This is a genomic window from Lentzea pudingi (assembly GCF_014646255.1).
Taxonomy (GTDB): domain Bacteria; phylum Actinomycetota; class Actinomycetes; order Mycobacteriales; family Pseudonocardiaceae; genus Lentzea; species Lentzea pudingi.
The window spans coordinates 83,156-104,817 of sequence record NZ_BMNC01000021.1; the positions used below are offsets into that span (position 1 = coordinate 83,156).

Sequence of the window (21,662 nt, forward strand, 5' to 3'; positions counted from 1 at the left end):
GCATGAGTTCATGCTCTCGCACCTCGAATGCGCCCGTTGTGGCCGCGAACACGACGCCGACGCCGTGCAGAACCTCTGCCACGGGTGCGCGTCGCCGTTGCTGGCCCGCTACGACCTGACGAAGGTCCGGAGGCCGACGAGCGAGAACTCGTTGTGGCGCTACCGCGACGTCCTCCCGGTCCGCGACCCCGACCCGGCGTTCAGCCTCGGCGAGGGCATGACGCCGCTGGTGCCGTTGCCCGCGTTGAGCCGGGCGTTGGACGCGACCGTGCTGATGAAGGACGAGTCGCTCGTCCCGACGGGCTCGTTCAAGGCCCGTGGCGCCGCCGTCGGCGTGGCGAGGGCCAAGGAGCTCGGCATCGAGGGCATCAAAATGCCGACCAACGGCAACGCGGGCGCGGCCTGGGCCCTGTACGCGGCGCGCGCCGGCATCCGCAGCGTCATCGCGATGCCCGAGGACGCCCCGCTGATCACCCGCGAGGAGGTCGAGGCGAGCGGCGCCGAACTGCGGATCGTGCCGGGCACCATCGCCGACGCCGGCAGGGCCATCGCGGACGTCGGTCTGTTCGACGCCTCCACGCTCAGGGAGCCCTACCGCATCGAGGGCAAGAAGACGATGGGCTACGAGATCGTCGAGCAGCTCGGCTGGCGGGTCCCGGACGTGATCGTCTACCCGACCGGCGGCGGGGTCGGGCTGATCGGGATCCACAAGGCGCTCCAGGAGATGCGCGAGCTCGGCTGGATCGACGGCAAGCTGCCGCGCTTGGTCGCCGTCCAGTCCACCGGGTGCGCGCCGATCGTCCAGGCGTTCGAGGAGGGCGAGGACGAGTCGCGGTTCTGGGACGGCGCGTACACCAGCGCGTTCGGCATCAACGTGCCCAAACCGTTGGGGGATTTCATCATCCTGCGAGCCATCAGGGAGACCGGGGGCACGGCGGTGGCGGTGACCGACGAGCAGATCGCGGCCGACCGAGCCGAGACCGCTCGTCTCGAAGGTGTGTACCTGTGCCCGGAGGGTGCCGCGACGATCAGCGCGGTCCGGGCGTTGCGCGAGAACGGTTGGCTCGCGGCCGGCGACGAAGTGGTCGTGCTGAACACTGGAGCGGGCATCAAGTACCCAGCTGTGCGCCTCTAGATCCCTCACTGCCCCAAGGGTGTTACAGAATTTCGGCCGTTCGAGTGGTGCGCCACGCACAAGTGGCCACTGTCGGTATCACGGCGAATTCGACCAGATCCTCCTGGCAGACGGTCGGCCCCTGCAGCCGGCCGTCCCCAAGGGAGGGAAGAGACATGCAACGCAAGCTGACGGTGGTGCTGGCCCTGTCCAGCCTCGTCACCGCTGGAGTCGTCGGGGTCGCGACGGCCGACGTCGCGGAGTTACCCGTCTACGGGGTGAAGAGCTCCGGTCTCGACCAGGAGCAGGCGCGGAAGCTGCAACGGGCCTTCGGCCTCGAGGACGTCCAGAGATCCGAGTCCGGCGCGGTGTCCTTCGCCGACGAGAAGCGGTACCAGTACCTGCCGACCGTCGACAAAGGACAGGGCAAGCCGGACGAGGACGGCAACGCCACCACGCAGACCGCGCTCGACACCGAGGCGATCAAGCGCATCAAGACCGTCCCCACCGAGGAGGCCGCGAAGCGCGCGCAGGAAGGACTCCGTGCCGCCGGGGTGCTGCCGGGCAACGCCTCGCCCACCGCGCAGCACACGACGTTCGAACTCGCGGACCCCAACGGCCGCAACGCACTCACGGCCAACCTCGACACGAGCGTGTCGTACACGTTCCAGCTCGACGGCATCCCGCTGGAGGGCGAGGGCGCGAACATCCGCGTCTCGTTCGACGCGCAGGGCGTGACGGCGGTCAGCCACGCCGCCCGCACCTACGACAAGGCCGGCACGGTCAAGGTCAACGACCTCGCGTACGGCACCAAGCTGTGCCAGAAGTACCTGGGCACCGGCGTCAAGGCGGAGGCGAGCTACGTCTACGCGGCCCCGTCGCTGGACGAGAAGGTCGAGAAGATCGAGCCGTCGTTCCGCTGCGCCGGCCGCGACGACGACGGTGGCGCACCCCAGGCCATCACCCTGCCCGCCGCGGTCGGCGCCGAGCTGCCGCAGCCGGGACCGGGCCAGGAACCACGCCCCGACGCGCAGTTCAAGACGCAGGCGGCAGGCACGCAGGTCGGCAGCGAGGGCACCGGCGTCTGCTCCGGCCTGCCCAACACCGTCGCGAACATCGGCACGTTCAACACCGAGGCGGGCAACCACGGCATCTCGCGCTCGTTCAGCTGGCTCGACCAGAACGCGTGGGAGAGCGACTTCAAGGACCCGGCCTCCGCGGGCGGCGAGGACACCCAGTGGGCCGACGACGTCGACCTCACCTACTGGCAGGGCCACGGCAGCGGCACCGGCTTCTACTTCAGCGGCTGCTCCAACCACAACGACACCAAGCTCGCCAACACCGAGGCGCGCTGGGGCAACAACGACGTCGAGTGGATGAGCCTCTTCACCTGCCTGGTCCTCGAGGACTCGACCGGCGGCCAGACCTGGGCGCAGCGCTGGGGCCAGGCGTTCCGCGGCCTGCACCAGATCAACAGCTTCACGACCGTCAGCTACAACTCGTCCAACCACGGCGGCAAGTTCGGGCACTACATGTGGCGCTCGCCGTTCCTGTGGTGGAACAACCCGATGAAGGTCCGCGACGCGTGGGCGCAGGCCAGCATCGACACCCAGCCGGCGTCCGTGCGCTGGGCCACGATGGGCGTCTACCTGCCCGCCACCGGTGGGCTGGGCAACTACAACGACTACTTCTGGGGCAAGGGCTCCGTCGGCCCTGACTACGCCTCTACCGGGTGGTTCTGGCGGATCACCGGCGCCAGCTAGCCGCACCACCGAAGAAGCCCGGCGGCCCCAGGTCGCCGGGCTTCACCTGTTCGCGGGTCTCCCCGACGGCATCCGCAGCACCGGCCGGAACGGCTCCCCGCCGTTGTACAGCTCCTCCAGTTCGGTCACGTACGCCAGCACCGCCGGGTTCACGATGTCCGCCAGCGACCGCACTCCGGCCTGGGGTTCGTAGGACGCGAGGTAGGTGGCCGCCGCACGCGCCCTCTCCAGCACGGACCGGTCGAAGTTGATCGTCCGTTGGACCCGGCGCCGGGAATGCGTCCCTTGCCCGGTAGGCTCGTCCACGCCTGGAGCACTAGGGGAGGCTGTGATTCCGTCCACACTTCCATCCGGCACGAGGTCAGGTTCGAGCATCGGCGAATCTCCTCGCAGTCGTGGCTCCGGAGCGCGCCCGCGGTGTCCGTCACAGGGGTCGCGAACCGGCCGATCAGAGCGTTCACTTGGGTGTGCACGTGTGCGTGTTTGAGACGCACGCACTGTGGGTGACCAGGGCGTTCGCAGTCGGGTGAACCTTGCCAGCGACGGAGAGAATCTCGATCCGGGTGTTCCCCGCTGACCTCTCCTCAGTGATGATGTGTCGGCCAGATTAGACGTAATTCCTCCCAGGGGGAACGGCCAGATGATCTACACCCAGCAGCAACAGCCCCACACGACGTGACGAACTCGTGTTCTACTCGTAGCGCAAGCCCCAGCGCACTCTGGAGTAAGAAATGACCGCCATGGACCTGGTGACACTCGCTCAGCAGCAGCCGACGGTGCCGGGCACAAGCAACGTCCGTGACTGGATCCTGGGCAACATCGTTCCACTGCTGCTGCTGACCGTCGCGCTTCTGCTGCTCTGGCTGGGCGGCGGCAAGGGTGACAACGCCGGTGTCATGCGTCGCCTCGGTGGCGTGATCGTCGCATTGGCCATCATCGGCCTCGCGGTCACGACCGACGCGGGGTCGAACATCGGCAAGTGGCTCGCCGGCTTGTTCGTCGGAGGCTGATCCGTGCGGGTCCGCACCGACGACGAGGTCTACCGGGTCGACGCCGTCTGGCTCGGTCCGCCCAAAGCGACATTTCCCTGGCGCGCGCGATACGTCGCGTGGGGCGTCGGGATCGTCGTTTTCCTAGTCGTACTCACCATCGAGCGGCAGATGGGCATCGGGTTCGGGTTCTTCTCGACCGCGTGGGCCCTCGTCGCGACGATCATCCTCACGCGCTTCATCACCCAGCGGATCAGCCATGAGCGGCCACTGACGGCCGTCGGCACGATGTGGGTCCGCGAGCTCACCGCACCTCGAGAGCGCACGGCAAGCACCGGCGGAGCGGCCAGCGCCGCCCGGATCCGGGTCAGCTCGCAGCGGCCTCGTCCCAAGTTGAGCAAGAAACAACGGGCGAGACAGCAGGCCCAGCCCCGCCGGACGCCAGACAGCCGTAAGAAGGAGGTTCGCGGTGTTCGGAAGCCGGCGAGACCGTGACCGTCGCTCCGCCCAGCACATCGCCCAGCACGCCGCTGCAGACCCGCGCGACCGCGACAGGGCCGCGTACTCGAAACGGGGCCGCCGCCTGCCCGGTGAGCAGGCCGTGCCGAGCTACACGCCGTCCATCGCGGCCCGCAGCATCGACGGTCACCTGCTGCGCACCGGCCAGGAGGTCTACGCCTGGTACCGGCTCGCGCCGCAGCGCTGGTCGTTCCGCAGCGACTCGCAGCGCCAGGACCTGATCGCCGCAATCGCCGGTCAGTACGCCGAGCTGCAGGGCCGCTGGATGCACCTGAGGGTGACCACGCGCCCGTACCCGATCCGCATGTGGGCCGAGGCGCACGTGCACAACGCCGTCAAGCGCCTGCCGGACACCCCCGGCACGCTGTCGTTCGACGACTACATGGTCGGCGAGCAGCAGCAGCTCATGGGCCGCTCGATGGCGGAGAAAGAGGTCTACCTGGGCGTCCAGGTGCAGACCCGCAACATGATGGACCGCGCCGTCGAACGCGCGGCTCCCGTGCTGCGCAAGGTCTTCCCGGACGCCGTCGACGCCGAGCTCGTCGCGCTGGACTCCGAGGTGGAGCACCTCGACCAGGTCATCGGGTCCGCCGGTCTCGAAGGCCGTCCCGCGACGGCCGAGGAGATGTCCTGGCTGATGCACCGGTCGTGCTCGCTGGGTCTGCCCGCGCCGCGCAACCTGCCCGCCGTGCCCGGTGCCGCGTGGGAACCGGAGGACCTGGCGAGCTTCACCGACGCCGCGGACTTCCACCAGGAGCCCTACTCGCCGACGGTGACGGTGCGCGGCCGCACCGGCTCGAACGCGGGCATCAAGCGGCACGTCGCGGTGCTCACGGTCGGGCTCATGCACGGCCTGCAGATCCCCGAGGTCGACGACCCGTGGGTGCAGCGCGCGGACAGGCTCCCGGCGAGCGTCGAGTGGTCCGCCCGCATCTACGTGCGCAAGCCCGAAGAGGTGTCGGGTGAGCTGTCGCGGCAGATGAGCAAGGTCCGCTCACAGGTCCGCCACTACACCGACGAGCACGAGCTCGAGCCCCCGCAGTCGCTGGCCCGCCAGGCCGGTCGAGTGCTGGAGATCGACGACGAGATGACGTCGGGCTTCACCGCGCTGGGCACCCGGGTGCGCAGCTGGTGGCGGCTCGCGGTCTCCGGCCCGACCGAGCGCGAGGCCCTCAGGCTCGCCCAGTCGTTGCTGGAGCTGTACAAGCCGAAGGTCGCGATCGAGCACCCCGAGGCCCAGTACGCGATCGCCCGCGAGTTCATCCCCGGTGAGCCGCTGTCCAACGGCGCGTACCTGCGTCGCGGCAGCGTGTTGTGGGCAGCGAGCGCCGTTCCCACGGCCACGGCCGAGGTCGGCGACCGCCGGGGGATCCTCCTCGGCGAGACCGTCACGGCCACCCGCCGCCCGGTCGCGTGGGACCCGTGGATGGCGCAGGAACTCCGCGACGCCTCCGGTCTGACGGCCATGGTCGCGGGCCTCGGCGCCGGCAAGTCGTTCCTCGGCGGCGGCATGGTCTACAAGACCCTGCGCGCGGGCGCCCACTGGACGCTGCTCGACCCGTCCGGCCCGCTCTCCGCGCTGTGCGAACTGCCGGAGCTGCGGCCCTACGCCCGTCCGATCAACCTGCTCAACGCCCAGCCCGGGATCCTGAACCCGTACCGGGTGGTCGCCGAGCCGCTGCTGGACCACTTCCTCGACGAGGACGACCCGGAACGGGCCTGGCGCCGGGAGAAGGCCCTCGCGGCCGCCACCCGCCGCCGTCTCGTGCTGGACGTGCTCACCGGCCTGCTGCCGTACGAGGTCGCGCGCCTGCCCCAGACGCGCATCGTGCTGCTGCGCGCCGTCCGCACGGTCGGTGGCCGCTTCGACGCCCACCCCGGTCTCGTCTTCGAGGCGCTGCGCCGGGACGCGTCCGAGCACCACGAGCACGCCGTCGTCGTCGCGGACTTCCTCGACGAGATGCGCGAGCGCATGTCGTTGCTGATCCCCGAGGAGAACCTCGACCCGTACAACGAGGTGCGCGACGACCGCCTCACCGTCCTGACGATGGCGGGCCTGAACCTGCCGAAGGACGGCGTCGGCCGCGAGCACTGGACGGACGCGGAGTCGCTCGGCGTCGAGATGCTGAACCTCGCCGCCTGGCTCACCCAGCGCTCGATCTACGAGAAGCCGAAGGACCAGCGCAAGGGCGTCTGGATCGACGAGGCGTTCTTCCTCTCGGAGGTCCCGACCGGCCGCGTGCTGATGAACCGCTTCGCGCGTGACTCGCGCAAGTGGAACGTCCGCGTGCTGCTCTCGAGCCAGATCCCCGCCGACTTCCTGAAGATCCAGGGCTTCGTCACGCTGCTCGACTCGGTCTTCGTCGGCCGCCTCGACGACGACTCGGCCCAGGCGGACGCGCTGCGGCTGCTCAAGGTGCCGATCGGCGCCGGGTACGAGCAGGTCATCGCGTCGCTCGGCCGCCGTCCCGGTGGTGAGCGCAACGCGACCGAACGCGACCGCGCGCCGCGCCAGTTCATCTTCGGCGACGGTGCCGGCGGTGTGGAGCGGATCCGCATCGACTTCAGCGGCCCGCACCTGGAGCACCTGCGCAACGCCCTCGACACGACCCCCGACGCCAAGCGCGACACCGGCAAGGGCGAGCTCGTGCCGGCGGACGACAACGGGGCTCCCCAGCCGCCCGCCTACGTGCCCGACGAGATCGACGACGAACTGGCGGCGGACATGGAGCTCGGCCTGACAGAGGAAGAGGCCCATCTGGTGGGCCACGGTGACGGGTCCAGCCGCCGCCGGGACGGCGGCGCATGACGGCGTTGACGATCGTGCTCGCGATCGCCGCCTTGCTCTGGGCAAGGCGGCGGTTCGCGCTGCGCGCGTCAAAACGCACGAAGTCGGTCATCATGGTGGCCGCCATCCTGGCGTTGCAGGTCGTCATCGGAGCGACTCCGGCGAACGCCCAGGCCTGCAGCGACCCGCCGAACCCCGAGCGGCCCGGCGCGGGCATGGTCGGCGCGCTCGACCCGCCGGTCGGCAACGGCCTGCCGGGCTCGCCGTACCTCGAGTACGGCTACGCGGGCATGGAATGGCACTACTACCAGGCCAGTTGCGCCATCCCGAACGCCAGCGCCACGCTCGACACGTGGGCGGGCAACCAGCTCTTCAACATCGGCAAGAACATCGTCGGCGCCACGAACGCGTTGCACTACACGGTGATGGGCCGCGGTCTGCTGGTCCCGCTGGACGACGCCGTGAAGAACGGCGTGCAGAAGGTCTACGACAACGTCTACCTGCGCTGGTTCGGCCTGGTGGCGTTGCTCCTCGCGATCCTGATGTTCCGGCAGATCTGGACCGGCGACTTCGCCACGATCTCCAAACGCGGGCTGTGGGCGCTGGCGGCCATGTGGCTGGCAACGTCCACATTGGCCTTGCCGCAGTTCTACAACCTCCTCGACAACACGCTGGTCTCCAAGACCTCGGAGATCCAGGCCGGGTTCATCGAGGCGCCAGAGGAACAAGGCACACTTCACGTACTACCGACGAAACTGCACGACGCCGTCGTCTACCAGAGCTGGCTGAGAGGCGCGTTCGGCACGCCGGAGGCACCGCAGGCCGCCGAGTACGGCCCGCGCATCCTCAAGGCACAGGCGTGGACCACGGCCGAGATCGCCGAGGGCAAGGACGGCAACCAGGCCGCCCTCGACGCCAAGAAGAACGAGTGGAAGGCCCTGGAGGCCCAGCTCGGCACGGCCAAGGGCTACTTCGACGGCGTCGACGGCAGCCGCACCGGCGCCGGTTTCCTCGCGCTGCTGCAGTCGATCGCGTTCTCGCTGTTCCAGTTGTTCGCGAAGGCCGCGGTGCTGCTGGCCCAGCTGCTGCTGCGCATCCTGACGCTCGCCGGACCGCTCATCGGTCTCGTCGCGCTGTTGCACCACGACCTGCTGCGCAAGGTCGCCCGCGCGGTCGCCGTGACGATCTTCAACGTGCTGGTGCTCGCGGTCCTCGCGGGTGTGCACGCGTTGCTGCTGCAGGCGATCTTCAACGCGACCGGGCTCTCGTTGCTGACGCGCACGTTGCTCGGCCTGATGCTGACACTCGTGTGCTTCGTGATCGGCAAACCGTTGCGCCGCATGTGGCAGATGGTCGAGATGTCCGTCGGGTCGGCGAGCAACGTCCTGCCGATGAGCGGTGGCGTCTGGTCGAAGATGGTGAACCGCAAGAAGCAGGCCGGTCCGACGCCGCAGGACGAGTTCTGGGAGTCCGTGCGGGAGAACGAGACCGACGGCGACGAGGTGCCGCAGCGCGGTCGCGGCCGGGTGCGCCCGGAGGCGTCCAACCCGGTCATGGCGACGGCGCAGCGGCTCGACCGCGACTCGCAGCCGAGCCAGATCGTCGGCGGTGGCGACTCCTCGTCCGTGCGGGCGGGCGCGCTGCCCTCGGGCTCGGGTCCGGCGGCACTGCCCGTCGCCCGGTCGCGCGTGGTGGACAGCCCGACGGTCACCGACCGGCAGTGGGACCGGGTCGACGACGCGGTGCTCGTGCCGTCGCGGTCGGCCGCCTACTCCGCTCCGGTGCAGGAACCCCGCAGGGCCGAGACGGAAGTGGTGGCAGGACGTCCGGTGCACGTGATCTACCGGCCTTCGCGCGGGTTCGAAGTCAGGGACAACTGAAGGGAGGCGTAGGTGCCGATCCGTACCAACCGCGGCCGTGCCGCGGTCTACCGCAGGCTCTGGGGCTGGCCGCTGCGTTCCCCGCGTCACCTGGCCGCCTCGATCATCATCTTCGTGGTGCTCGTGGTCGCGCTCGGCGTGATCATCCCCAGGATGCTCGACCGCAAGGCCGCCGACCCGTCCGCGGCCGGCCCGCCCTCGTCGTCGTCGCAGGGCACCCAGGTCGGCCAGCTGCCGTCGAGCGGTTCGTCACTGCCGACCAAGGCGCCGTCGCCGTCCAACTCGGCGAAGGCGGCACCGCCCCAGGCCGACGCGCAGCTCGTCGCCGAGCTGTGGGCGGAGAACTGGGTCAAGCCACCGCCCGGCAACGACGTCAGCAAGTGGCTCAAGCAGCTCGAGGAGTACACGACTCCCGAGTTCCTCGCGCAGATGGCCACGATCGACCCGAGGAACGTCCCGACCTCGTTCGACAAGGTCAAGGCCGTGAAGTCGACGACGTCCTCGATCGACTTCGAGACCACCACCAGCATCGGCAAGGTGCGCATCACGGCGGTCAAGGCGCCGAACGGCGAGTGGCTCGTCAACAGCTACACGAAGGTGGAGTGAGCCCATGCGCGTGATGTTGCTGATCGGGGCGCTGGCGATGATCGTCGTGATCGCGGTGACGACGTCGGGCGTGTCGCAGGTGGTCAGCAATTCCACGAACCCCGCCGCGGGCGCGGGCGTCAGGCGGATGAGCTGCAACGCGGCCATCGGCCCGTGGGACGCGGGCGGCGGCGACAAGGGCCGCCACGACGCGTCGCGCCTCAACGAGGAGCAGCGCAACATCGTCGCGCGCATCATCTCGATCGGCCAGGAGCGCAAGCTGCCGCCGCTCGCGTGGCAGGTCGCGATCCAGGCGGGCATGACCGAGTCGGGCCTGCGCCCGTTGAACTACGGCGACCGCGACTCGCTGGGCATCTTCCAGATGCGTCCGTCGATGGGCTGGGGAACACCGGCCGAGGTGACCGACCCGACGTACGCGATCAACAAGTTCTACGACGTGCTGCTCAAGGTGCCGGACTGGGAGAACAGGCGGCCGGGCGACTCGGCGCAGGCCGTGGAGCGGTCGGCGTTCCCCGACCGGTACCACAACTGGGAGTCCATGGCGGCGTTCCTGCTGGGTGAGCTGGGCGCGATCACGGACCCGGCGGGCTGCGGCTCGGGCGCGGGCCAGTTCCTGCTGGCGTCGAACGCGGCCGGCATCGCCATCGGGTTCACCAAGGAACAGCTGGGCGAGCCGTACCTGTGGGGCGGCAACGGCCCGGACGCGTGGGACTGCTCCGGCATCCTGGTCAAGGCGTTCGGCGCGGCCGGCGTGAGCATCCCGCGCGTCGCGAACGACCAGTACGAGAAGGGCGGCGCCCACCTCCCGGTGCGCGACGCCCAAGCAGGCGATCTGATCTTCTGGGCAACCGACACGGCCAACCCCCGAACGGTGCACCACGTGGCCATGTACCTGGGCGGCGACGAGTACATCCATGCCCCCCAGACGGGTGATGTCGTGAAGATCAGCAAGATCAACTGGGACTATTACGAGTTGATGCCGCTGGCCGTCCGGCCGGGCGTGTAGATCGCGGGGAGGCGCTCCATGTTCAACCACGACCCCATCCCGAGGCCTTCCGGACCGCCCGCGTCGAGCACACCAGTGCGTGACTACATGGCGGCCGGAGCACCGGGGGTCTCGGGCGACTACGTGGTGATCCCACGTGCGCTGGCCGAGGCGATGCCGTTGCCGTTCCAGCAGCACCTGGTGCACCTGCTGGCGGACTTCCACCGCACGTACGGCCACCTGAAGTGGCCGGTGTACCGCGTGGTGCCGTCCCGCTACGAGAAGCTGGGCGACCTCGACGAGGAACAGCTCGCCGAGGTCGGCGCCATCATGGAGATCGACTCCGACGGATCCCTGGTCTACCGGGACCGCGCCGGACGTAAGATCGAGAACGCCGAAGACCGCACGGTGCTGGTGTCATGTTTGGACCCGATCCCGTCGGAGTACGCCAACGCCAACCAGTCCACGCCGCCGCGGGGATTCCCGGCGCCTTTGGGAGGCGAACGCGTATGAGTGACAGCAGTGGTTGGTACTTCTGCCTGACCCACCAGACGGTGGAGCAGGGCAAGGGCTGCAAGGGCGGGGACCGCATGGGCCCGTACCCGGACGAGGCCACGGCGGCCCGCGCCCTGGAGATCGCCAGGGAGAAGACGAAGGCGGCCGACCAGTCCGACAAGAAGTGGCGCGGCGACGACGAGGACTGATCGGCTTAAGGTGTGCGGGTGGCTTCCCTGGTGATCCGCACGGGCCGTGCGGACCTGTCCTTCGACGGCATTCGCACCGAGTTCGGTCTGTCGGCGAGTTATCCGCCGGCCGCGCTCGCCGAGGCTGAGGAGGCGGTCTCCCGATCTCCGGGTGACCGCCCCGACCTCACCTCGATCCCGCTGGTCACGATCGACCCGCCCGGTGCGAAGGACCTGGACCAGGCGCTGTGCGTGACGAAGTCCGGTGACGGCTTCACCGTGCACTACGCGATCGCCGACCTGGGGTTGTTCGTGACGCCCGGCGGCGCGCTGGACGTCGAGGTCCGGCGCCGTGGGCAGACCAACTACCTGCCTGACGGCAACGTGCCGTTGCATCCGACCGTGCTGTCCGAGGGCGCGGCCTCTCTCTTGCCGGGTGTCACGCGTCCCGCCGTGCTGTGGACCTTCGAGTGCGGTGCCGACGGCATCCCGGTGGAGGTCGAGGTGCGCCGGGCGCTGGTGAGGTCCACCGCCCAGTTCGACTACGCCTCCGTCCAGGCCACGTTCGACGCCGGGAACCCGCACCCGTCGGTCGCGGCGCTGGCCGAGTTCGGTCCGCTGCGCCGTGCGTACGCCCGTGAACGTGGTGCCATCGAACTGCAACTGCCCGAGCAGGAGATCGAACCGGACGGCGACGGCTGGAAGCTCGTCACCCGGCCGCGCGCCGCCGTGGACTCCTGGAACGCCGAGATCTCGCTGATGACCGGCATGGCCGCGGCCGCGATCATGCTGGAGGCGAAGGTCGGCATCCTCCGCACGCTGCCCGACCCGGACCCGGCGGCCGTCACCTCGCTGCGCAGGTCCGCGGCTGCGCTGAAGGTGAAGTGGCCGGCCGACCTGTCGCCGGGCGCGTTCCTGGCCGGGCTCGACCCCGCGACGCCCGAGGCGCTGGCACTGTTCACCGACGCCACCCGGCTGCTGCGGGGTGCGGGCTACTCGGCGTTCTCCGGTTCGGTGCCCGAGGTCACGACGCACGCGGGCGTGGCCGCGCCGTACGCACACGTCACCGCGCCGCTGCGCCGCCTGGTCGACCGCTTCGCCACCGAGGTCTGCCTGGCCGTGACGGCCGGGGAGGAGCTGCCCGCGTGGCTGGCCGAGGCGTTGCCGGAGCTGCCGTCGGAGATGGGCTCGTCGGACTCCCTCGCCTCCAAGGTGGACCGCGCGGCGACGGACCAGGTCGAGGCCTGGGTGCTGGCCGGACGCGTCGGCCAGGAGTTCGACGCGGTGGTCCTGCGCGCCGGGGACGACGAGGCCGAGGTCTTCGTCGCCGACCCGCCGGTGCTGGCGAAGTGCTCGGGCCGGAACCTCCCGGAGGGCGAACGGCTCCGGGTCCGCCTGACCGAGGCCGACCCGGTGGAGCGCAAGGCCCGCTTCGAACGCGCCTGAGTCGCACGCCACCACCAGCCCGGTGCCGCCCCGTGTGAAGATGCAGGGGTGACTGAAATCCGTGACCTCACAGTCGGAGTCCTCGGCGGCACCGGAGCCCAGGGCAAGGGCCTGGCCGTCCGCTGGGCCCACGCAGGCGTCAAGGTGATCATCGGTTCCCGCAGCGCCGAGCGGGCCGAGCTCGCCGCCAAGGAGATCGTCGAGGTCGCCGGCGGCACCGTGAGCGGCGCGGACAACGCCGACACCGCGGCGAACTCCGACATCGTCCTGGTGGCGGTCCCGTGGGAGGGCCACGGCGACCTGCTGGCCTCGCTGCGCGACCAGCTGGCCGGGAAGATCGTCATCGACTGCGTCAACCCGCTCGGCTTCGACAAGCAGGGCCCGTTCGCGCTGCCGGTCACCGAGGGCAGCGCGGCCCAGCAGGCCGAGCTCCTCCTGCCGGAGTCCAAGGTCACCGCCGCGTTCCACCACGTGTCCGCCGTGCTGCTGGCCGACCTGGCGAACGTGTCCGAAGTGGACATGGACGTGCTGGTGCTGGGCGACGACCGCGAGGCCACCGACACCGTCCGGGAACTGGCCGAGCTCGTGCCCGGCTTCCGCGGCGTCTACGGCGGCCGGCTGCGCAACGCGCACCAGGTCGAGGCGTTCACCGCCAACCTGATCGCGGTCAACCGCCGGTACAAGACCCACGCCGGCCTGAAGATCACGGGCGTCTGATGCTCCCCGCCGACGACCTCGGTGAGCCGGTCGCGCTGGACCAGCCACGACGAGTGGTGAGCCTGGTGCCGTCGATCACCGAGGCCGTCGCGCAGAGCGTGCCCGGCTCCCTGGCGGGCGCGACGGACTACTGCACCCACCCGGCCGATCTCGACGTGCCGCGCGTCGGCGGGTCGAAGTACCCGGACGTCGACCGGATCCTCGCGCTGACCCCGGACCTCGTGATCGCGAACTCCGAGGAGAACCGCGCCGAGGACGTGGACCGGTTGCGCGCCAACGGCATCAACGTCTGGGTGACCGAGGCGCCGAAGACGGTCCCGATGGCGCTGGAGTCGTTGCGCAGGCTCTTCGCCCTGGGCTGGGACCTCGAACCGGACTGGCTCACGCAGGCCGAGGCTCTCTGGCGCGACACGGCACCGGCGAAGCTGACGGCGTTGGTCCCGGTCTGGCGCCGCCCGTGGGTGGTCGTCGGCAGGGACACCTTCGCCACCGATGTGTTGCGGCGCCTGGGAATCGAGAACGTCTACGCCGGGCACGAGGAGCGCTACCCGCGCCCGACGCTGGAAGAGCTGAACGACCAGCGCCCGGACCTCGTGATCCTGCCCGACGAGCCGTACGTGTTCACGCACGAGGACGGCCCCGAGAGCTTCCCGGGCCTGCCCTACGCGCTGGTCAACGGCAGGCACCTCACCTGGTACGGGCCTTCGCTCGTGGAAGCAAAGCCTGGTCTGCTGAGGGCACTGGACTACGGCCAGGGTTGACAACCCCAGGTGGATTCGCGGAACCCGAAGCGCTGCCAGGATTCTCGGCCATGGGGAAACTAGCCGCGATCATCGCGACCGCCGCCGCCACCGTCACGCTCACGGCCGTCCCGGCCAGCGCCGAACCCGTCGTCGTCTACCAGCTCGCCGGCACCACCCGCTGCCTCGCCGACGTGAGCGGCAACGTCGTTCTGCGGCCGTGCAACGAACTCGCGGACGAGCAGCGCTGGATCGTCCCGATCAGCGGTGGTGTCGACTGGCCGCACAACATGGCCACCGACAAGTGTCTCGGCGCGACCACCTCCGGTGACGTGCTCGGGCAGGCCTGCACGTCGAGCTCCGGCCAGCGCTGGCGCCGGGTGCCGACGGGGACCTCGTTCCAGTTCCGCAACGTCGGCACCGGCAAGTGCCTCACCGCGCAGGTGACGCTCGCGGCCTGCACCACGTCCAGCGCGAAGTGGAACGGCCTGCGCTAGACACCGGCCGCTAGTCGCGGAACCGGTCGGTCGCCGCCAGCAGGGCCGCGAGGATGCCGGGCTCGTCGTAGGCGTGCCCGGCGTCCGGCACCAGCACCAGTTCGGATTCCGGCCATGCCTTGTGCAGGTCCCACGCGGACACCGCCGGGGTCGCGATGTCGTACCGGCCCTGCACGATCACGCCGGGAATGTCCTTCAACCGCACCGCGTCCCGGATCAGCTGCCCCTCCTCCAGCCAGCCGTGGTGCACGAAGTAGTGGTTCTCGATCCGCGCGAACGCCAGCGCGTACTCCGGCACGGCGAACTCCTGCACCAGCTCGGGCCGCGGCAGCAACGTCACCGTCGCGCCCTCCCACGTGCTCCACGCGACCGCGGCAGGCCCGTGCACCTCGGGATCCTCCGAGGCCAGCAGGTCCGCGTACAGCTCGACGGGGTCACCCGACAGGCCGGCCAGCGGCGCCGTGAACTTCTCCCACAGGTCGGGGAAGAGGTTGGCCGCCCCGCCGCGGTAGTACCAGTCCACTTCGGACGAACGGAGCGTGAAGATGCCGCGCAGCACCAGTTCCGACACGCGCGAGGGGTGCGTCTCGGCGTACGCCAGCGCCAGCGTCGATCCCCAGGAGCCGCCGAACACCTGCCAGCGGTCGATCCCCAGCGAGGTCCGCAGCAGCTCCATGTCGGCGACGAGGTGCCAGGTCGTGTTCAGCGACAGGTCGCCGGACGTCGACGCGTGCGGCCGCGACCGCCCGCACCCGCGCTGGTCGAAGAGGATGATCCGGTAGGCGGACGGGTCGAAGAGGCGCCGGTGCGAGGGCGAGCAGCCGCCGCCGGGGCCGCCGTGCAGGAAGACGACGGGCTTGCCGGACGGGTTGCCGCACTCCTCCCAGTACACGAGGTTGCCGTCGCCGGTGTCCAGGCTGCCTGACGCGTGGGGCTCGATCTCCGGGTACATGGGCCTATCGTCGGACACATGGCGCAGTTCTCGCAGGAGACCTCCACCACGGGGGCGTTCGTCCGGCAGCCGAACCGCTTCACCGCACGGCCGGAGCCCGAACCGGGCCGCTACCGGCTCGCGGTCAGCCTCGCCTGTCCGTGGGCACATCGCGCGGTCATCGTGCGCAAGCTGCTCAACCTCGAAAACGACATCTCACTGGCGGTCGTCGATCCGATCCGCGACGAGAAGGGCTGGCGTTTCGAGGGCACCGACCCCGTCCTCGGCATCGACTACCTCAAACAGGCCTACGACAAGGCCGACCCGAGCTACGAAGGCCGGGTCACCGTCCCAGCGCTGATCGACACCACGACCGGTGAGGTCGTCACCAACGACTACCCGCAGATCACCCTGGACCTCAGCCTGAAGTGGCGCCCGGAGAGCACCCTCTACCCGGAACACCTGCGCGAGCAGATCGACGCCTGGATCGAGCCGATCTTCCACAACGTCAACAACGGCGTCTACAAGGCCGGTTTCGCCACGTCGCAGGAGGCCTACGAGCAGGCCTACACGAACCTGTTCGCCGAACTGGACCGCATCGAGGCGCACCTCGGCACCCACACCCACCTGGTCGGGGAGCAGCTCACCGAGGCCGACATCCGGCTCTGGACCACGCTGGTCAGGTTCGACGCGGTCTACCACGGCCACTTCAAGTGCAACCGGAACAAGCTGACCGAGATGCCGAACCTGTGGGAGTACGCGAAGCGTCTCTACGCGCAGTTCGGGGACACGGTGAACTGGGACCACATCAAGCGCCACTACTACGTGACGCACCACGACATCAATCCGAGCGGGATCGTGCCGGCGGGCCCAGACCCGGAGGTCTGGACCCGCTAGCGGTGAGACTCAGTGGAAGGTGTGCTCGGGGCCGGGGAACTGGTGCCCGCGCACCTCGTTGGCGAACTCGGCCGCCGCGCCCAGCATGACGTTGCCGATGTCCGCGTAGCGCTTGACGAACCGGGGTGCCTTGCCGCGGTTCAGGCCCATCATGTCCTGCCACACCAGCACCTGGGCGTCGGTGTCCGGACCGGCGCCGATGCCCACGGTCGGGATGACGAGGTCGTGCGTGATCTGCTTCGCGACCTCGGCGGTCACCATCTCCAGCACGACCGCGAACGCACCCGCCTCCTGCACGGCCGCCGCGTCCTGCAGCACCACGTCGTGGTTCTCGTGACGGCCCTGCACGCGGTAGCCGCCCAGCTGGTGCTCGGACTGCGGGGTGAAGCCGATGTGCGCCATGACCGGGATGCCGGCGGCCGTGATCGCGCGGATGTGCGGTGCGAAGTAGGCGCCGCCCTCCAGCTTGACCGCGTGGGCCTGGCCTTCCTTCATGAACCGGACCGCCGTCGCCACGGCCTGCTCGACCGACACCTGGTAGGAGCCGAACGGCAGGTCAGCGACCACGAGAGAGCGCTTGACCGAACGCGTCACCGCGCGTACGAGCGGGATGAGCTCGTCCACGGTGACCGGCAGGGAGGTGTCGTTGCCGTAGACGGTGTTCGACGCCGAGTCGCCGACCAGCAGGACGGGGATGCCGGCCTCGTCGAAGATCGAGGCGGTGAAGGTGTCGTACGAGGTGAGCATGGGCCACGGCTCGCCGCGTTCCTTCATCTCACGCAGGTGGTGCACGCGGACGCGCTTGGCCGGGGGCTTCTGGCCCGCTCCGGAGCCGTACGGCGCGGAAACTTCGGCAGTGGTCATCGTCGACCGGTCCTTTCCTCGAGGCCCGCGTACGCAGGTCCCCGGGTGCTTGGTGCACGGTTGCCGAACACCAGAGTGGCACCGTTGGCGAAGAACGGAACAGCGATGCGGCCACCGTCACACGCCTGGCCCCTCGAATCGCTCGTCGGGCACGCCCTTGAGCGATTCACGAACCGCCATGACCACGGCGTCCGGCCGATCCATCTGAATCATGTGGCGGCTGCCGGGCACGGGCACGTTGCGCCCCCACGGCACGAGAGCGGCCAACGAGCGGTGCTCCGGCCACACCTTCCGTCCGGCCGTGAGCACCAACCAGGGCACCCGAGGCAACGGCCGGCGCTTCCGCAGCCGTTCGAGCGTCGCCACCTGGCCGGGGTACGACGCGAGCTCCCACAGCACCGCCCGCCCGACGCCGGGCCGCCGGTAGACGAGTTCGACCAGGTCAGAGGGCGCGGGATCGGTCATGCCGAGCGTCGAGACGGCCGTCAGCAGGTTGCGGAACGCGTGCCCGTACCGCTGCGTGATCCGGGCGCCGAGCCAGCGGCTGCCGATCGCCCGCACGCCCTGCGCGATCACCGCCGACACGTCGAACGGGGCTCCCGCGCCCGGCGCCTCGGCGTCGGGGTCCAGCAGGATCACCCCGTCGACCCGGTGCGGCCGCAGCCGCGCGTAGGCCTCGACGTGCATCGACGCCATCGAGTGCCCGACCAGGATCGCCCGCGGCACCCCGCGCAGCACCGCGTCCAGCACGGCCACCTCGCGCGCCAGTGACGGCCCGCGCCGGGCGGGTCCGCTCATACCGAGGCCGGGCCGGTCGAACACGATCACCCGAGCGTGTGGTTCGAGCAGCCGCACCGTGCGGTCCCAGTCGAACCACGCCCCGCCCAGGCCCGAGCTGAGCACGACGACGGGCCGGTCGACACGCCCGGACGTGGCGACATGCACCCGCCCGGCCGAAGACGGAATCATGGCGGTCATCAGCTGACCTCGGGAGTGGTAGTGGCACCGGCGTGGAAGTGGAAGACCGCGGGCGCGATCGCGACGATCGTGCAGCTCGCCGGGGTGTTGTCGCTGCTCAGGGTGATTCTGCCGGAGGACAGCTGGTTCACCGACGTCGCGGACGGCATCGGGTACTTCTTCGGCCTGCCGATCGACGGCAACCTGTTCATCGCCATGGTGTTCTTCGTCCTCGGCGCCGCCCTGCGCAGGCACAAGCGAGCGGCGCTGTGGACGCTGCTGCTGTTCCAGGTCATGGGCCTGGTGCTGGTCGGCTTCATCATGGTCATCTTGGCCCTGGCGCCTGAAGAAGTCCTGGATCCCGGCGAGGAACCGCACTGGGTGTTCCTCGGCATCGGGGTGACGACGTCGGTGCTGTTCGTGGTGCTGCTGTTCGTGGTGCGCGAGGCGTTCCCGGCCCGCGTGGCGCGTGGGGCGTGGCGGCGGGCGCTCGTGTCGTTCGTGCTGGGCATGATCGTGCTGATCGGCGTCGGCTGGGGTCTCACCGAGATCTTCCCCGGCAGGCTGGTCGCGCAGCTCGACAAGCTCGCGTGGGCGGCGAACCAGGCGACGGGTGAGGTCGTCCGGCTGGGCCGCCTCGACATCCCCGAGGGCCCGCAGTGGCTGAGCGTGGTGCTGGGCCTGTTCGGCGTGCTGGTCGCGATCCGGGCGATGTACCTGTTCTTCCGCGGTGTCCGCAGCCAAGCGATGATCACCGGTGACCAGGAGCTCGACGTGCGCCGCCTGCTCGCGGCCGACGGCGAGCCCGACTCGCTGGGGTACTTCGCCACCAGGCGCGACAAGAGCGTGGTGTTCGCGGCGTCCGGCCGGGCGGCGCTGACCTACCGGGTGATCGGCGGCGTGACGCTGGCCTCCGCCGACCCGATCGGCGACGAGGAGCACTGGCCGGAGGCCGTGCTGGCATGGCTCGCCGAGGCACGCACCTACGGCTGGACGCCGGGCGTGCTCGGCGCGTCCGAACGAGGCGCGCAGGTCTACTCCGAAGCCGGGCTGAAGGCCCTGGAGATCGGTGACGAGGCGATCCTGGACGTCCGCCGGTTCGTCCTGGCCGGTCCGGAACGGAAGGGGCTGCGCCAGGCGGTGTCGCGCGTCGAACGGGCCGGGTACACCACGCGCGTCCGCCGGCACAGCGAGATCGCGCCGGACGAGATGGCGTCCATCCTGGACCTGGCCGAGGCGTGGCGCGGTGCCGAGACCGAACGCGGGTTCTCGATGGCGTTGGGGCGCCTGGGAGATCCGAGCGACGGCCGGTGCGTGATGGTCGAGGCCTACGACGCCTCAGGTGCGTTGCGCGGCCTGCTGTCGTTCGTGCCGTGGGGCCGCCGAGGGGTTTCTCTTGATCTGATGCGCCGTGACAGGGCGGCGGAGAACGGCCTCAACGAGTACATGGTCGCCCAGCTCGCGGCCGCCGCCGGACACCTCGGCGTGCAACGGATCTCGCTGAACTTCGCGATGTTCCGCGCGGTGTTCGAGGAGGGCGAGAAGATCGGCGCCGGTCCGGTGCTGCGGGCGTGGCGGCGGGTCTTGTCCCTGGCCTCGCGGTTCTTCCAGCTGGAGTCGCTGTACCGGTCGAACGCCAAGTACCTGCCGGAGTGGGAGCCGCGTTTCCTCTGCTACCAACGCTCCCGCTCGTTGCCGAGGGTCAGCATCGCCGCCGGTGTCGCCGAGGGTTTCGTGCCGTCGCTGAGGTCGTTGCGCAAGCGGGCGTTGCAGAAGACGGACGTCAGCGACGAGTTCGCTTTGAAGGTCGCGGAGATCGACGCGATCCGGGTCGAACCGAAGTCCGTGCGCAGGCCGGAGCAGGTCCGCGTGCGGATCGCGAAGGTCGAACGGCTGGTGGCGGCCGGAGTCGACCCGTACCCGGTCGGGTTCGCGCGCACGGATCTCCTTGCGGGAGCCAGGGAACGCTTCGGCGAGGAGGTCTCGGTCACCGGCCGCGTGGTGGCGTTGCGGGAGATGGGCAGGCTCTGCTTCGCGCGGCTGCGGGACTTCAGCGGCGAGATCCAGTTGATGTTGGCGGTCGATTCACTGGGTTCTGCTCTGTCGTCCTGGAAGTCGGACGTCGACCTCGGTGATCACGTCGGCGTGACCGGCCGGGTGGTCAAGTCCGACCACGGCGAGATCTCCGTGCTGGCCACGTCCTGGACGATGACCGCGAAGTGCCTGCACCCGTTGCCGGACAAACGGAAGGGCTTCACCGACCCGGAGGCCCGCGTCCGCCAGCGCTACCTCGACCTGGTGGTGAACCAGGACTCCGCGCACCTGTTGAAGCTGCGCAGCGACGTCATCCGCAGCGTGCGCGAGTTCCTGCACTCGCACGAGTACCTCGAAGTCGAGACGCCGATGCTGCAAGCGGTGCACGGCGGCGCGAACGCACGGCCGTTCGTCACCCACATCAACGCCTACGACATGCGCATGTACCTGCGCATCGCGCCGGAGCTGTACCTGAAACGGCTCTGCGTCGCGGGCGTGGACCGGGTGTTCGAGCTGAACCGCAACTTCCGCAACGAGGGCGCGGACGCCACCCACAACCCCGAGTTCACGATGCTGGAGGCCTACCAGTCCTATGCGGACTACCGCGTCATGCTCGACCTGGTGCGCACGTTGATCCAGCACGCGGCCCGCGAGGCGTTCGGCACCGAGGTCGCCATGCGACCCGAGGGCCAGTTCGACATCTCGGGGGAGTGGCCGGTGGTTCCGGTCTACACGGCGGTGTCCTCGGCGTTGGGCGTGGAGGTCACCGCGGACACCTCGGTCGCGGACCTGCGTTCGTTGCTGTCCGCCCGAGGCGTGGAGATCAACGAGGACTGGGACCACGGCCAGCTCGTGCAGGAGGCGTACGACTCGTTCGTCGAGGCTTCCACGGTCGGCCCGACCTTCTACGTCGACTTCCCGACCTCCGTGTCACCGCTGACCCGCCAACACCGCGTCGACCCGCGCCTGGCCGAGCGGTGGGACCTGGTGGCGTTCGGCGCGGAGATCGGCACGGCCTACTCGGAGCTGACCGACCCGCTGGAGCAGCGGCGAAGGCTGGAGGCCCAGTCGCTCAAGGCCGCGTCCGGTGACGTCGAGGCGATGGAGCTGGACGAGGACTTCCTGCGGGCGCTGGAGCACGGCATGCCGCCGACCGGTGGGCTCGGCATGGGCGTCGACCGGTTGCTGATGATGCTGACCGGTACGTCGATCCGGCAGACCGTGCTCTTCCCGTTCGTCCGGCCGCAGTGAT

General features: G+C 69.8%; 20 protein-coding genes. 16 read left to right on the plus strand and 4 right to left on the minus strand.

The features are described 5' to 3' along the window. Window positions 1-10 precede the first annotated feature (10 nt). On the plus strand, window positions 11-1,135 hold the full coding sequence (locus IEY88_RS39575; RefSeq protein ID WP_229694188.1) for a threonine synthase: 1,125 nt from the start codon (window positions 11-13) through the stop codon (window positions 1,133-1,135). A gap of 155 nt (window positions 1,136-1,290) precedes the next feature. Beyond that, window positions 1,291-2,877 (plus strand): DUF6345 domain-containing protein, encoded by a 1,587-nt coding sequence (locus tag IEY88_RS39580; protein WP_189160057.1) that lies wholly within the window; start codon window positions 1,291-1,293, stop codon window positions 2,875-2,877. A gap of 42 nt (window positions 2,878-2,919) precedes the next feature. On the opposite strand, the gene IEY88_RS39585 is transcribed toward IEY88_RS39580, so the two are convergent. Then, on the minus strand, window positions 2,920-3,183 hold the full coding sequence (locus IEY88_RS39585) for a ParB family protein (protein WP_229694189.1): 264 nt from the start codon (window positions 3,181-3,183) through the stop codon (window positions 2,920-2,922). 425 nt (window positions 3,184-3,608) lie between these two features. Here IEY88_RS39585 and IEY88_RS39590 point away from each other — a divergent pair, with 425 nt between their 5' ends. Genes IEY88_RS39590 through IEY88_RS39645 form a run of 12 tightly spaced genes read left to right on the plus strand, consistent with a single transcriptional unit; the run spans window position 3,609 to window position 14,727 of the window. Further along, window positions 3,609-3,887, plus strand: coding sequence for a hypothetical protein (locus IEY88_RS39590; RefSeq protein WP_166055575.1), 279 nt, complete (start codon window positions 3,609-3,611; stop codon window positions 3,885-3,887). A 3-nt stretch (window positions 3,888-3,890) separates the two neighbouring features. Then, window positions 3,891-4,361, plus strand: a complete 471-nt coding sequence (locus IEY88_RS39595; RefSeq protein WP_189160059.1) for a hypothetical protein — start codon at window positions 3,891-3,893, stop codon at window positions 4,359-4,361. After that, entirely contained in the window at window positions 4,336-7,194 is a 2,859-nt protein-coding gene (locus IEY88_RS39600) for an ATP-binding protein (RefSeq protein ID WP_189160060.1), read from the plus strand. Before IEY88_RS39595 ends, IEY88_RS39600 begins: the two co-directional genes overlap by 26 nt. Beyond that, a complete protein-coding gene (locus IEY88_RS39605) occupies window positions 7,191-9,053 on the plus strand; it encodes a hypothetical protein (protein WP_189160061.1) in 1,863 nt (620 codons plus the stop codon). The genes IEY88_RS39600 and IEY88_RS39605 overlap by 4 nt, the downstream gene beginning before the upstream one ends. 12 nt (window positions 9,054-9,065) lie before the next feature. Next, complete coding sequence (locus IEY88_RS39610) at window positions 9,066-9,659, plus strand: hypothetical protein (RefSeq protein ID WP_189160062.1); 594 nt, start codon at window positions 9,066-9,068, stop codon at window positions 9,657-9,659. A gap of 4 nt (window positions 9,660-9,663) precedes the next feature. Further along, window positions 9,664-10,665, plus strand: a complete 1,002-nt coding sequence (locus IEY88_RS39615; RefSeq protein ID WP_189160063.1) for a C40 family peptidase — start codon at window positions 9,664-9,666, stop codon at window positions 10,663-10,665. A gap of 18 nt (window positions 10,666-10,683) precedes the next feature. Then, on the plus strand, window positions 10,684-11,157 hold the full coding sequence (locus IEY88_RS39620) for a hypothetical protein (RefSeq protein WP_189160064.1): 474 nt from the start codon (window positions 10,684-10,686) through the stop codon (window positions 11,155-11,157). Then, window positions 11,154-11,348 (plus strand): hypothetical protein, encoded by a 195-nt coding sequence (locus IEY88_RS39625; protein ID WP_189160065.1) that lies wholly within the window; start codon window positions 11,154-11,156, stop codon window positions 11,346-11,348. The genes IEY88_RS39620 and IEY88_RS39625 overlap by 4 nt, the downstream gene beginning before the upstream one ends. A gap of 18 nt (window positions 11,349-11,366) precedes the next feature. Beyond that, window positions 11,367-12,773 carry an RNB domain-containing ribonuclease gene (locus tag IEY88_RS39630; RefSeq protein WP_189160066.1) on the plus strand — a complete coding sequence of 469 codons (1,407 nt, stop codon included), beginning with the start codon at window positions 11,367-11,369 and terminating at the stop codon, window positions 12,771-12,773. A gap of 48 nt (window positions 12,774-12,821) precedes the next feature. Next, on the plus strand, window positions 12,822-13,490 hold the full coding sequence (gene npdG, locus IEY88_RS39635) for an NADPH-dependent F420 reductase (RefSeq protein ID WP_189160067.1): 669 nt from the start codon (window positions 12,822-12,824) through the stop codon (window positions 13,488-13,490). Further along, complete coding sequence (locus tag IEY88_RS39640; protein ID WP_189160068.1) at window positions 13,490-14,251, plus strand: helical backbone metal receptor; 762 nt, start codon at window positions 13,490-13,492, stop codon at window positions 14,249-14,251. Before npdG ends, IEY88_RS39640 begins: the two co-directional genes overlap by 1 nt. Window positions 14,252-14,301: 50 nt before the next feature. After that, on the plus strand, window positions 14,302-14,727 hold the full coding sequence (locus tag IEY88_RS39645) for an RICIN domain-containing protein (RefSeq protein WP_189160069.1): 426 nt from the start codon (window positions 14,302-14,304) through the stop codon (window positions 14,725-14,727). Window positions 14,728-14,737: 10 nt separating this feature from the next. Here IEY88_RS39645 and pip read toward each other — a convergent pair whose 3' ends face one another. Beyond that, window positions 14,738-15,679, minus strand: a complete 942-nt coding sequence (gene pip / locus IEY88_RS39650) for a prolyl aminopeptidase (RefSeq protein ID WP_189160070.1) — start codon at window positions 15,677-15,679, stop codon at window positions 14,738-14,740. A gap of 18 nt (window positions 15,680-15,697) precedes the next feature. Here pip and IEY88_RS39655 point away from each other — a divergent pair, with 18 nt between their 5' ends. Further along, window positions 15,698-16,555 carry a glutathione S-transferase family protein gene (locus IEY88_RS39655; RefSeq protein WP_189160071.1) on the plus strand — a complete coding sequence of 286 codons (858 nt, stop codon included), beginning with the start codon at window positions 15,698-15,700 and terminating at the stop codon, window positions 16,553-16,555. Window positions 16,556-16,564: 9 nt separating this feature from the next. On the opposite strand, the gene panB is transcribed toward IEY88_RS39655, so the two are convergent. Together panB and IEY88_RS39665 are read right to left on the minus strand one after the other, a co-directional pair. Then, on the minus strand, window positions 16,565-17,419 hold the full coding sequence (panB, locus tag IEY88_RS39660) for a 3-methyl-2-oxobutanoate hydroxymethyltransferase (RefSeq protein WP_189160072.1): 855 nt from the start codon (window positions 17,417-17,419) through the stop codon (window positions 16,565-16,567). A gap of 117 nt (window positions 17,420-17,536) precedes the next feature. Further along, window positions 17,537-18,397 (minus strand): alpha/beta hydrolase, encoded by an 861-nt coding sequence (locus IEY88_RS39665; RefSeq protein WP_189160073.1) that lies wholly within the window; start codon window positions 18,395-18,397, stop codon window positions 17,537-17,539. Between IEY88_RS39665 and lysX the strand changes: the two genes are divergently transcribed. Continuing rightward, window positions 18,359-21,661 carry a bifunctional lysylphosphatidylglycerol synthetase/lysine--tRNA ligase LysX gene (gene lysX, locus IEY88_RS39670; protein WP_189160074.1) on the plus strand — a complete coding sequence of 1,101 codons (3,303 nt, stop codon included), beginning with the start codon at window positions 18,359-18,361 and terminating at the stop codon, window positions 21,659-21,661. The genes IEY88_RS39665 and lysX overlap by 39 nt on opposite strands. Window position 21,662: the final 1 nt, after the last annotated feature.

Bases quoted from the DNA above. Each gene is read 5' to 3' on its own strand.
- IEY88_RS39580 (WP_189160057.1), top strand. From the start codon at position 1,291: ATGCAACGCAAGCTGACGGTGGTGCTGGCCCTGTCCAGCCTCGTCACC.
- IEY88_RS39640 (WP_189160068.1), top strand. From the start codon at position 13,490: ATGCTCCCCGCCGACGACCTCGGTGAGCCGGTCGCGCTGGACCAGCCA.
- IEY88_RS39620 (WP_189160064.1), top strand. From the start codon at position 10,684: ATGTTCAACCACGACCCCATCCCGAGGCCTTCCGGACCGCCCGCGTCG.
- IEY88_RS39605 (WP_189160061.1), top strand. From the start codon at position 7,191: ATGACGGCGTTGACGATCGTGCTCGCGATCGCCGCCTTGCTCTGGGCA.
- IEY88_RS39590 (WP_166055575.1), top strand. From the start codon at position 3,609: ATGACCGCCATGGACCTGGTGACACTCGCTCAGCAGCAGCCGACGGTG.
- panB (WP_189160072.1), bottom strand. From the start codon at position 17,419: ATGACCACTGCCGAAGTTTCCGCGCCGTACGGCTCCGGAGCGGGCCAG.
- IEY88_RS39625 (WP_189160065.1), top strand. From the start codon at position 11,154: ATGAGTGACAGCAGTGGTTGGTACTTCTGCCTGACCCACCAGACGGTG.
- IEY88_RS39665 (WP_189160073.1), bottom strand. From the start codon at position 18,397: ATGACCGCCATGATTCCGTCTTCGGCCGGGCGGGTGCATGTCGCCACG.
- pip (WP_189160070.1), bottom strand. From the start codon at position 15,679: ATGTACCCGGAGATCGAGCCCCACGCGTCAGGCAGCCTGGACACCGGC.
- IEY88_RS39655 (WP_189160071.1), top strand. From the start codon at position 15,698: ATGGCGCAGTTCTCGCAGGAGACCTCCACCACGGGGGCGTTCGTCCGG.
- lysX (WP_189160074.1), top strand. From the start codon at position 18,359: ATGCACCCGCCCGGCCGAAGACGGAATCATGGCGGTCATCAGCTGACC.
- IEY88_RS39645 (WP_189160069.1), top strand. From the start codon at position 14,302: ATGGGGAAACTAGCCGCGATCATCGCGACCGCCGCCGCCACCGTCACG.
- IEY88_RS39615 (WP_189160063.1), top strand. From the start codon at position 9,664: ATGCGCGTGATGTTGCTGATCGGGGCGCTGGCGATGATCGTCGTGATC.
- IEY88_RS39575 (WP_229694188.1), top strand. From the start codon at position 11: ATGCTCTCGCACCTCGAATGCGCCCGTTGTGGCCGCGAACACGACGCC.